The organism is Deinococcus marmoris DSM 12784 (assembly GCF_000701405.1).
Lineage (GTDB): Bacteria > Deinococcota > Deinococci > Deinococcales > Deinococcaceae > Deinococcus > Deinococcus marmoris.
The window spans coordinates 1-10931 of sequence record NZ_JNIV01000127.1; the positions used below are offsets into that span (position 1 = coordinate 1).

Here is a 10931-nt window from a genome sequence, read left to right on the forward strand (position 1 = left end):
CGGGATGAGCTGCCAAGATGAGCGTGCCACAGGGCAAAATAGCGCTTGCGTTCACAGGGCAGCACGTCACGGGCGAAGAGCAGGTGTTCAAGCTCCTCAGCGTCTTGTGGGGTCAATTCTGGGTCAAGTCATCTGATGCCGGAGTCTACACCCGCTAGTTACTTATGGGGAGGAGTACGGTGTGCCATGTCAGTCTCCAGTGTGAATCAGACTGAACTTCCCCTCCACTAAACCCTAGCAAGATCAGCCTTGGAGCAGGGTCAACGGACGTTCTGAAACTCTCAACTCTGCCTGTTAATATTTTGGTTCATCCGTAGCAATTGAGCAGTTCTACTGGATGCCTTTAGAAGGATCGAGAAATGAAAGGAGTGACATGCCTGCATCTGGAAGCCGTAGCCTGAGCTTGGAGGGCGAGAGTGCCCTGCCCATCCTCAAGGCACTGGCGAACGAAACTCGACTGCTCATCCTTAGCCTGCTGACCCACAATGCGCTGAATGTCTCTGAACTGGCGGCGGCGCTGGATCTCCCGCATTCCACGGTCAATTTTAACCTCAACCAGCTGGTCCACGCTGGCCTGATCACGGTTGAGTACGAACCTGGAACACGAGGATCCCAGAAGCTGTGTTCGCGTCGGTACGACGAGGTGGAGTTCAAGATGCCCGGAGCAGCGGTGGAGGCGCAGGCCGATCAGGTGACGATTACCATGCCCATCGGGAACTACTCGCACGTGGAGGCGCAGCCGACCTGTGGCCTGGCCTCGGAAACCAAGATCATCGGCATGCTGGACGATCCGCGCTCCTTTTACGAACCCGAACACGTCTACGCCCAGTTGCTGTGGTTCGGCGGTAGCGGCCACCTCGATTACGTGTTTCCCAACAACCTGCCCTACGGGGCCGCCCCAACCCAGTTTGACCTCAGCATGGAAATTTGCTCGGAAGCGCCGCAGTACGACCCGGAGTGGCCTTCAGACATCACTCTTTGGGTCAACGGCACCGAGGTGGGAACCTGGACCAGCCCCGGCGATTTTGGCGGCACCCGCGCGCGTCTCACGCCCGCGTGGTGGAACGACGACCAGACCTCGCACGGCTTACTCAAACACTGGAGCGTGCGCGAGGATGGGGCCTTCATTGACGGGGAGAAACTGTCCCGGGTCAGCCTTCCGGAGTTGAACTTGACGGACAGTCACCACATCCGGGTGCGGCTGGGGGTAAAGCCCGATGCCCGTAACTGCTCGGGCTTGAATCTGTTCGGACGACGTTTTGGCAACTATGAGCAGGATCTGGTGATGCGAATTAATTATACCTTTCCGGGCCACGCCCGCACGGTCAAGGTGCGCTAAGGCGGGCGCTGACCGGCTGTTCGTAGTGGTTGGAGGGCCAGACCAGAGCGTCACGGACCCTGACCTTGCGACAGGTTTATTCTGCGGCTTCAGGTCTACCCGGCGCTGCCCACACCCCGCGCTCGCACCAGCGCTCCGCGTAGCCCAGCGGGTGGGGGTCAGGGTCAATGTCAATGTCCCACGCATGGCGCGGCCCCCGCGTGGCCCGCGCCAGCCGGGCCAGGTCTGCCTTCGGCTCGCGGGTCTCAGTCAGCAGGCCATTTTTCTCTTGAAAAGTGTCAGTCAGTTGGGTGTAGCAGAAACCTGCCAGGGCCTCGCAGTCATGCACGGCGGCCAGCAACCCCTCGTACAGCTCCACAAACGCCGCGCTGTCGCCCACCCGGTGATAGCCCCAGCCCCGCTCAGCCTCCAAGCTGTAGGCAACGCCTCCAAATTCACTGAGAATGGCCGGTTTACCCTCGGCACTGAAGTCGTCCAGCAGCAGGCGGCGTCCAAAGGGCTGCGTCAGCACGCGCGCCAGGGCCTCCAGCGTGCCGTACCGCCGGGTCAGCACGGCGGGGTCGTGCGCGTAGTCGTGGATGCCCAGCAGATCGGTCGCCACATGTTCCCAGCCATCGTTGCCGATGACCAGTCGGGAAGGGTCCAGCGTTTTGGTCAGGTGATACAGCGCCCGCACATAGTCGCGGTGGACCGGATTGCTGGGCAGGTCCGGCACACCCCAACTCTCATTGAACGGAACCCACGCCACGATGCACGGATGCGAGATGTCGCGGCGGATCACTTCCATCCATTCACGCGTCAGCCGCTCGACGCCCTCTGGGGTAAACCGGTAGGGGCTGGGCATCTCCTCCCACACGAGCAGTCCCAGCACGTCGCACCAGTACAGCCAGCGGGGGTTCTCGACCTTCTGGTGTTTTCTGGCTCCATTGAAGCCCAGCCGCTTGGTCAGTTCCACGTCGCGGCGCAACTCCTCGTCGGTCGCCGTCATCAGCCCCTGCGGCCAGTATCCCTGGTCCAAGACCATCTTGGGGGTATAGGCGTGGCCGTTCAGGAGAAACCGCTGCCCGTCATTGCCGACGGAGCGCAGGGCGGTGTAACTTTGCACCTGATCGACGACCCGTTCACCGTTTAACAGCTCGAGGGTGGCCTGGATCAGTTGGGGGTGTTCGGGACTCCACAGCAGATCGTTGCGGGCGTCGTCGATGCCGGGATCGGGAATGGCGATCCGGCGGCTGAGGTCACGGGTGGTGAGGGTGTAGGTGTCGTCGGCCAGCAAGCGCCCGTCCACCGACAGACGAACCCGCACACGCAGCCCAGGCGTCAGTGGCCCGGCCACACCAACATCCAGCCCCAGTTCCCAGCGGTCTAGCCAGGGTGTCCAGCGCAGGGCCTCCAGACGGGTCTGCGGCACGCTCTCGAGCCACACGCTCTGCCAGATGCCGGTGGTACGCGGATACCAGATGAGGTGCGGCTCGGCCCTCCAGTCCTGTTTGCCACGGGGCCGGGCCAGCTCATGTGGATCGTCTTCCGCGCGCACAACGAGGTCAACCGTACCGTCCTTGCCCAGCGCCTCGGTAATGTCCACAGTGAAGGGGGTATGGCCGCCTTCATGCTGACCGACAAGGCGGCCTCCCGCCCACACCCGCGCGGCGTAGTCGACCGCTCCGAAGTGAATCAGCACTCTCCCCGCCCGTTCATGGGGGGCGACTGAAAGCTGACGGGTATACCAGGCTACCGGATGAAAACTGCCGTCATGAAGGCCGCTGAGGACGCTCTCCGGAGCATAGGGGACCGTGATGATTTGGTCGAATATCACGTCCATGGGCTGCTGCCAGTGGGCCAAGTCATCATGAGCGAACTGCCACTCGCCGTCGAGGCTACGCCAGGTCGGGCGCTGGAACTGGGGACGGGGATGGGCAGGCTGAGTCTTCATAAAACCTCCGAAACGGTGCTTTCACACCTTGAGCTGTCATAGGCACGCATCCAGATGTCACAGGATAAATCGTTTATTCACAACTTCATTCGCAACTACAATAGGCAAATCGCTACGGAATGTAAATGGCGGCAGACGAGGTACGCACAGCGCGCTGCAAAGGCGTCGGTTACAGCACTTGGGAGGGACAGATAAAACTGGCGGCTTGTGTCGTTGTATGGAAAAGACCGACGCCTAGACGGCATGCCTTCACGGACAAGGGGCCTAGGGACACCAAGCCAGTCTTGGCAGCGGGGAGGATTGTCGGCCATAGAGCTGTGACTGGTGTATTGGGTCAGACAAAACGGAATATCTAAAAGTCACAAGTTAAATCAATTTACAACAAAAGGATTGACGAGTATTCCGCGATGGTGTACCGTGAGAGTTGCACACCATGCAGACAAATCGGGCCGCCACCATGCGGCAACGTTCAGGACACCAATGTCTGAGAAGCGTGGCTTCTTGACAGCGGTTTCCGCTTACTGGAGGTTGAATTCAATGACTGTACCCCTGTCCCGACTGGCCCTGCTGACCGCCGCCGTCACCCTCTCCACGTCCCCTGGTTCGGCCAGCGCCCAGAGTTATAGTGGCCCCAAGGTCAACCTCACCTTTTTACACGGCTTCACCGGACCGGACCGGCCTGTCATGGAAGGGCTAATCAAGAAGTACAACGAGAGCCACCCCAACGTGCAGGTGCGCGGTCAGGCGCAGCCGTGGGGGACGACCTGGCAGCAACTCCCGGCGCTGGTCGCTTCTGGCAAGGCCCCCGACGTGGTGGTGATCAACGAGGACCAGATCACCGGCTTCGTGGCACGCGGCGCGGTGTCCCCGCTGGCCCCCGCTGAGTTGAAGGTGGCGGGCATCAGCAAGTCCAACTTCTTCGGGCCGCTGTTCGCCACAGCCGACTACAAGAATCAAGCGTATGGGGTCCCCATCTCCAGCGTGGCCTACGTGATGTTCTACAACAAAGACCTGATGAAGAAAGCTGGGCTTGATCCCAGCAAACCGCCCAAGACCCGCGAGGAGTTTTTGAAAGTGGCGCAGGCGTGCACCGTGGACAAGAGCGGCAAGAAGGCGGGGCAGGCAGGCTTTGATCCCAAGAACCTGGACACCTGGGGCGTCAGTCTTTACAACAACTGGGTCGGCGCACGGGCGGCCTACGCGGCGATTCTCCAGAACGGCGGGCAGATGGTGGACAAGAGCCAGAACGCGGCCTTTAACTCGCCGCAGGCCGTCAGCGCCGTGCAGTTTCTGGTTGATCTGGTCAAGCAGGGCGTCGCCCGCCCCAACAGCACCGAGGAAGCCGAGCTGGCGGCCTTCAGCCAGGGCAAGGTCTGCATGTTCCCCAGCGGGCAGTGGTACCTGGACCGCTTTGAGCAGCAGAAGATGAACTTCGGCGTCACCTTTATGCCGCGCGTGGGTGGCACCGCCAAGGATGCGGCCTGGGGCGGCTCCAGCCACCTGACGCTGCCCAAGCAGACCTCCAGCTATGACGCCAACAAGCGCAAGGCCGCGCTGGATTTCATGGCCTGGATGAGCCTGCCCGCGCAGAACCTGACCTGGACCACCACGGGCAGCCTGCCGACCCAGGCCACCGTCGCCAAGAACGCGGGCTTTGAGAAGGCCGCCATCAGCGGCATTTTTGACCGGCTGAACAGCGTGTACGCCACCAGCGGCTACCCCTGGGTCGGCCAGGTGATGGGACCGTTCGATCAGGCGTGGGAAGCCGCGTATCTCGGCAAAAAGACCGTTCCACAGGCCTTGAACGATGGTGTCAAGGAATCTAATAAGCAGATTGAGCAGGCCCGCAAGAACTTCCAGTAATGCCAGCCTGAGCGTTCTGGCCCAGTGATGTAGGCGGTGGCCCGGCCCCTTCCCCCCTGATTGCGGGGTGAGGCGAACCGGGCCGCCCAATTCAACATCTCTCCGCGCGAGGTATCCCGTTCATGACCATTACCCAAGCGCCCGCCCGGACCACCACGGCTCCGGCCCCCACGCCGCGCCGCCGCGTTCCGCTGGAACCCTACTTGTACCTGCTGCCACACGCGCTGCTGTTCTTCGTGTTCACGGTATACCCCATCGGCTATGGACTGTACATCAGCATGCACCGCTGGGACCTGCTCAATCCAGTCAAGGCGTTCGTGGGGTCCGAGTTCTACCGCAACCTGTTCACGCCCGGTACGCCGCAGGCCGACTTCTTCTGGAAGACGCTCTGGAACACCACCTTTTTCACCATTGTCAGCGTCCCGCTGCTGCTGGCGGCGGCGCTGGGACTGGCACTGCTGCTGCACCGACCCATCTTCGGGCGCACCTTTTTCCGGGCCGTGTTCTTCATGCCCGGTATCCTGACCGTCTCGGTGATGGGCATTCTGTGGCGCTGGATGTTTGACAACCAGATCGGGCTGGTCAACGCCGCGCGGGAAGTGCTACTGAGCGCCCCGCCCATTCCCTGGCTCTCCACCGAGGGCCTGGCCTGGGTGCCGATTGTGATCGGGACGGTGTGGTGGACCCTGGGCTTCAACATGACGCTGTATCTGGCCGCGTTGAGCAACGTGCCGCTCAGCCTGTATGAGGCCGCCTCGCTGGACGGCGCGACGCCGTGGCAGCAGTTTCGTTTCATCACCGTGCCGATGCTGGCTCCGGTCACGCTGTTCGTGTTCGTTACGACGGCGCTGTCCTCGTTTCAGTTGTTCGGGCAGTCGCTGGTGATTACGGGCGGCGGACCGAGCCGCTCCACCCAAAGCGTCATCCAGTACATCACCGAGGAGGGCTTTACCAACGCGCAGTATTCCAGCGCCGCCGCGATGGGCTTTGCCTTCGGCCTGATCATGCTGATCTTCACCGCCGGCCAGTTTGGCCTGATGGCGCGTGACGTAAAGGGGGACTGACGATGACCCATCTTACTCCTACCGCTGCTGTGCGGCCCGTGCGCCGCCGCCGGATGCCGCGTGAGTTGCCCCGGTTCGCGCTGCTGTGCGTGCTGGCCCTGATCTTTCTGGCCCCGGTGTACTGGATGCTTTCCACGTCACTCAAATCTGAGGCCGATGCCATCTCACTGCCGGTGCAGTGGTTTCCCACGCAGCCCACCTTCGACAACTACCGCGAAATTCTGACTTCCCCCGACGGCAACATCCTGCGCTGGACCGGCAATTCGCTGTATGTGGCGCTGGCCTTTACCGCCCTGCACGTGCTGCTGTGCGCCCTGACGGCCTACCCGCTGGCCCGCATGCGCTTTCCGGGGCGCAACGGCTGGTTCTGGTTTATTCTGTCTAGCTTGATGATTCCCGGCATCGTCACCTTGATCCCTACATACATCATGATGCTCAATTTCAGCTGGATCAATTCGTACCACGCGCTGATCTGGCCGGGCCTGAGCGGGGTCTTCGGCGTCTTCTTGCTCAGGCAATTTTTCATTGGCATCCCACGTGAGTTGGAAGAAGCCGCGCGCCTGGACGGTGCAAACAGCCTGCAAATCCTGTGGCGCATCATCCTGCCGCTGAGTACCCCGGCCCTGGCGACGCTGGCCGTGTTCGCGTTCATGGGATCGTGGAACAACTTCCTGTGGCCGCTGTACACCGTGACTGACGTGGACAAGATGACGTTGCCGGTAGGCATCACCTCTTTCTCGCAGCGTTACGTGACCGAGTACGGCAAGTTGATGGCCGCCACCACCCTCGCGGCGATTCCCGCGCTGATCGCCTACCTGGTGGCGCAGCGCTTTCTGGAAGCGGGCCTGTCCACCACCGGCCTCAAGGAGTAACCATGCTGCATTCAAGACTGCTGCTGGGCGTGGGCCTTACTGCCCTTCTGCTCTCCACCTCGTCCCAGGCAGGCGGCGGCGGCCCAGCAACGGCCCGCCCCCCTAGCAGCCCCAGTCCCACCTTCCGCAATCCGGTTCTGGACGAGAATTTCCCGGATCCTGGCCTGCTGCGCGTTGGCCAGACCTACTACGCCTACGCCACCAACAGCGCCAATGCCAACGTGCCGCACGCGGTCAGCCGCGATCTGGTGCGCTGGGAAGTGGTGGGGGACGCCATGCCGGTGTTGCCACCGTGGGTCAAGGGCGGACGCACCTGGGCTCCCGAAGTGACCCAGATCGGCAAGACCTTTGCGCTGTACTTCACCGCACAGGACGATGCCAGTGGCCGTCAGTGTATTGGTGTTGCGACGGCGGCTTCCCCGGCGGGACCATTCAAGGATTCGTCCAGCAAGCCATTGATCTGTCAGCTTTCCGAGGGCGGCAGCATCGACGCCAGCCCCTTTCAGGACGCGGACGGCCAACGCTACTTGCTGTGGAAAAACGACGGCAACTGCTGCAACCAGGCCACCAACATCTACCTTCAGCCCCTCAGCGCAGATGGCCTCAAGCTGACTGGCAAGGCCAACGCCCTGATCCAGAATTTCGAGCTGTGGGAGGGCAACGTGATCGAGGCCCCCACCCTGTACCAGGCGGGCGGCGTGTATTACCTGCTGTACTCTGCCGGGCCGTACGACAGCGACCTGTACGCGGTGGGCTACGCCACGGCCTCACGCGTGACTGGTCCCTACAAAAAGGCTGCGGAAAATCCGATTCTGGTCAGCAAGGGGCAAGTGGCTGGGCCGGGCCATCAGACGGTGGTGACGGACGGGGCAGGGAAAACTTGGCTGGCGTACCACGCCTGGACTGCCCCCCTGACCTCCGACGCGGCGGGCGGATACCGCAGCCTGCGCCTGGAGCCGGTGACGTTCTCGGGCGGCAGGGTCAAGGTGGCCGGGCCGACCCTGACGCCGCAGCAGGCACCGACGCCGTGAGTCTGCCAATGCCAGCCTCGGAGGCGTCGGCCATGACCCGCGCGCAGGAGGTGGAGACCAAGCTCGCCTGGGTGCGCAAGGCGCTGGCGGAGACGGGCAGTTCGCTGTGCCGTCTCCGCGGCAGCGACTGGTTCGCCTGGGCCACGGCCGGGGGGTCCAGCACGGTCCTGATGACCGCCGAGACGGGTGTGGCCGAGGTAATCATCGGGATGCGCGACGCCTTTGTGCTGACGGATCACATTGAGGCCGAGCGGCTGCGGGCCGAGCAACTGGGCGAGGAACTGGCGCAACTGTTGCCGGTGCGGGCCGTGCCGTGGGGCGATCCGAACGCCTGGGAGACGGCGGCCCTGGCCACTGTTCAGCCGGGCGGCCCGGTGCTGAGCGACCGCCCTGGCCCTGCGGAGGAGGCGCTTCCTGGAGCGCTGCTCGTCCGCAGGCGCACGCTGCTGCCCGCCGAACTCGCCCGGTTCCGGCAGGTGGGCCGCGCCGCCGCCGAGGCCGTGACCGCGGTATTGCTCGAGGCCACCCCGCAGATGACGGAATTGGAGTTGGCGGCCCTGGCGGGCGCGGCCCTGCGCCGACGCGGCCTGGACGACGCCCTGGCCCTGGTGGCTGGCCAGCGCCGATTGCCGTTGTACCGCCACCCCACGCCGCAGGACGAGATTCTGGGCAACGTTGCTATGCTGGTCGTCTGTGCGCGCGGCCACGGGCTGGTCGCCAGCCTGACCCGCTTCGTGTCCTTCGTCCCGCTGCCTGACGCGGCGCGGGCCGCCCACGCCAGGGTCCGCACCGTTGAGGCCGCTGTGCTGGCTGCCAGCGTGCCGGGTACGCGCCTCCTGGACCTTTACAGCGTGCTGGCGGAGGCGTACCGTGAAGTGGGCGATCCAGGAGCCGTGCTCGAACACCACCAGGGCGGCCTGGCCGGCTACCAGGCGCGTGAGGCCATCGCCACGCCAGGGGCGGCCATCTCACTGGATGTAGGCTCGGTCCTGGCCTGGAACCCCAGCGTGCGCGGCGCGAAGATTGAGGACACCATCGCCCTTACCGGGGTCGGCCTGGAAGTCCTGACGCTGGACCCGGCCTGGCCGCAGGCAACGGTGGCCGGCCTGCCCCGCCCGCTGGTGATGGAAAGGACGCGCCCATGAGCCGCCAGCTTGCAGACATTGCCCTGCCGCCCGGCCCGCTGTTTCCCGGTTACTTCGCCGATCCCTTCGTGATGAATGTGGACGGCACGTACTATGCCTACGGGACTGGTCTACACAGTGAAACTGGGGGGCGGGTGTTCGAGGTCCTGTCGTCGCCAGACCTCGTGAACTGGAATTCGCACGGCGGCGCGCTTGAGCCGCTGGGCGCGGAGCCACTGGACTACTGGGCCCCGGAGGTCGCGCGTCAGGACCAGAGATTTTACCTGTACTACTCGGTGGGCCACGGCGATCAGGGCCACCACCTGCGGGTGGCGACGGCGGCGCATCCCCTCGGCCCCTTCATTGACCTGGGTTTGAACTTGACTCCGGACGAGCCGTTCGCCATTGATCCGCACCCCTTTCAGGCCCCGGACGGTTCGTGGTGGCTGTTTTTCGCACGCGACGATTTAAGCGGCGAGCGTCCCGGCACGGTACTGGCGGTGGCCCCGTTGCACGACATGACCCATCTCGGTGAACCGCAGACGATCGTGCGGGCCAGTGGCGATTGGCAACGTTATCAGACGGGGCGGGCCATGTACGGCGGCGTGTACGACTGGCACACCCTGGAAGGGCCGTTTGTGTTGTGGCGGAACGGACAGTTTCACCTGCTGTATTCGGGCGGGGCCTGGACCAATGAAACCTACGGCGTCGGGCATGCGGTTGCCGATCACCCCCTCGGCCCGTGGACTGAACCCGCTCTACGGGCCAATGTGTTGCGAACCGCAGGCCCCCTGATTGGTCCCGGCCACGCCAGCGTCACCACCCTGGATGGCCAAGACATCTTGATGTTCCATGCCTGGGACGCTCAGCATACCCGGAGGCAACTACACGCTGCTCATCTTCGCTGGGAGGGAGAGCGGCCCTGCGCATTAGCCGCACTCGTAAAGTGATACGGATTCCGTCTGTTTCGTGCAGAAATCAGGACAGCGCCAATTCCTGCACTCCATGCCCGGAACCCGTTTTTCTCCTGCTCACTCCGTTCGTATTTTCAGGTGTTGTCAACACCTTTCAATCGGGGTCCGTATGGGGCGTTCATTCCAGATTACCCTTGTCGCTGAATTGCGTTATAGGTTGACGTCCGATTGGTCTGTGTCGTAGCTCAAAACTCGCAGCACCGTTTCCGACTGACTTTCCGAGGTCCTCTCGCAAAATGTTGGGAATCGAGGTGGTGGTGGGGCAGGTTGAGGACAGCTCAGCTGCTGTAGAGGTAGAGTTACGCTAGAAGACCTGCCTGTGAAAATTATTCCTGCGGTTGTGGCAAGTTGTTGGCGTAGGGCTTGACCTGGCAAAGAGCGAAATTTTGGCCAATTCGCATGAGCAATGGTTCGGACAGTTTTGACCACCCTCAAGCCGCTTTGACCCCCAAATCCAGCGGCCTGGACGGATGTTTTCCTAATTCGGCAAATCGTGCCTGGAGACCTAGATTGCTCAGTATTCGCCACGCAAAGAGCCGGTTGAAGGCCCGCCGCTTGATGTCTTCGTAGGAAAACACCAGTGAAGTGGCCGGGCGACCCTGGAGGCCAGCGGCCTCCAGCAGCACTTCTGCCCGTCCCAGACTGAGCGCGAAGAACGCAGTATTCCAATGGTTCTCCAGAGCCTGCGTCTGACGAAGCTGGCAGGTGGTCAGCCCTGCAAACTGTTTTGC

Annotated in this window: 8 protein-coding genes and 1 pseudogene; 7 read left to right on the forward strand and 2 right to left on the reverse strand. The window is 62.8% G+C overall.

Translation table 11 applies throughout. The features are described 5' to 3' along the window. The first annotated feature begins 373 nt into the window (after nt 1–373). Complete coding sequence (locus Q319_RS0120470; RefSeq protein ID WP_029484288.1) at nt 374–1339, forward strand: ArsR/SmtB family transcription factor; 966 nt, start codon at nt 374–376, stop codon at nt 1337–1339. Between the two features lie 76 nt (nt 1340–1415). Here Q319_RS0120470 and Q319_RS0120475 read toward each other — a convergent pair whose 3' ends face one another. Continuing rightward, nucleotides 1416–3020 (reverse strand): glycoside hydrolase family 2 TIM barrel-domain containing protein, encoded by a 1605-nt coding sequence (locus tag Q319_RS0120475; RefSeq protein ID WP_483782881.1) that lies wholly within the window; start codon nt 3018–3020, stop codon nt 1416–1418. A 789-nt stretch (nt 3021–3809) separates the two neighbouring features. Between Q319_RS0120475 and Q319_RS0120480 the strand changes: the two genes are divergently transcribed. The 6 genes from Q319_RS0120480 (at nt 3810) to Q319_RS0120505 (ending at nt 10176) form a co-directional block, all read left to right on the forward strand. Beyond that, entirely contained in the window at nt 3810–5135 is a 1326-nt protein-coding gene (locus Q319_RS0120480) for an ABC transporter substrate-binding protein (protein ID WP_029484290.1), read from the forward strand. Nucleotides 5136–5257: 122 nt separating this feature from the next. Then, nucleotides 5258–6199, forward strand: coding sequence for a carbohydrate ABC transporter permease (locus tag Q319_RS0120485; RefSeq protein WP_029484291.1), 942 nt, complete (start codon nt 5258–5260; stop codon nt 6197–6199). A gap of 2 nt (nt 6200–6201) precedes the next feature. Then, the gene (locus Q319_RS0120490; RefSeq protein WP_029484292.1) at nt 6202–7071 is read left to right on the forward strand and encodes a carbohydrate ABC transporter permease; all 870 of its coding nucleotides are present in this window, start codon (nt 6202–6204) and stop codon (nt 7069–7071) included. 2 nt (nt 7072–7073) lie between these two features. Next, the gene (locus tag Q319_RS0120495; RefSeq protein WP_029484293.1) at nt 7074–8102 is read left to right on the forward strand and encodes a glycoside hydrolase family 43 protein; all 1029 of its coding nucleotides are present in this window, start codon (nt 7074–7076) and stop codon (nt 8100–8102) included. 32 nt (nt 8103–8134) lie between these two features. Next, the gene (locus Q319_RS0120500) at nt 8135–9247 is read left to right on the forward strand and encodes a M24 family metallopeptidase (protein ID WP_029484294.1); all 1113 of its coding nucleotides are present in this window, start codon (nt 8135–8137) and stop codon (nt 9245–9247) included. Then, nucleotides 9244–10176, forward strand: a complete 933-nt coding sequence (locus Q319_RS0120505; protein ID WP_029484295.1) for a glycoside hydrolase family 43 protein — start codon at nt 9244–9246, stop codon at nt 10174–10176. The genes Q319_RS0120500 and Q319_RS0120505 overlap by 4 nt, the downstream gene beginning before the upstream one ends. A gap of 455 nt (nt 10177–10631) precedes the next feature. Here the strand turns inward: Q319_RS0120505 and Q319_RS27990 are convergent. Then, nucleotides 10632–10931, reverse strand: a pseudogene (locus tag Q319_RS27990) (IS4 family transposase); the annotation flags it as partial.

Coding starts and splice junctions, on each gene's coding strand:
- Q319_RS0120480 (WP_029484290.1), top strand. CDS start 3,810: ATGACTGTACCCCTGTCCCGACTGGCCCTGCTGACCGCCGCCGTCACC.
- Q319_RS0120495 (WP_029484293.1), top strand. CDS start 7,074: ATGCTGCATTCAAGACTGCTGCTGGGCGTGGGCCTTACTGCCCTTCTG.
- Q319_RS0120500 (WP_029484294.1), top strand. CDS start 8,135: ATGACCCGCGCGCAGGAGGTGGAGACCAAGCTCGCCTGGGTGCGCAAG.
- Q319_RS0120505 (WP_029484295.1), top strand. CDS start 9,244: ATGAGCCGCCAGCTTGCAGACATTGCCCTGCCGCCCGGCCCGCTGTTT.
- Q319_RS0120470 (WP_029484288.1), top strand. CDS start 374: ATGCCTGCATCTGGAAGCCGTAGCCTGAGCTTGGAGGGCGAGAGTGCC.
- Q319_RS0120485 (WP_029484291.1), top strand. CDS start 5,258: ATGACCATTACCCAAGCGCCCGCCCGGACCACCACGGCTCCGGCCCCC.
- Q319_RS0120490 (WP_029484292.1), top strand. CDS start 6,202: ATGACCCATCTTACTCCTACCGCTGCTGTGCGGCCCGTGCGCCGCCGC.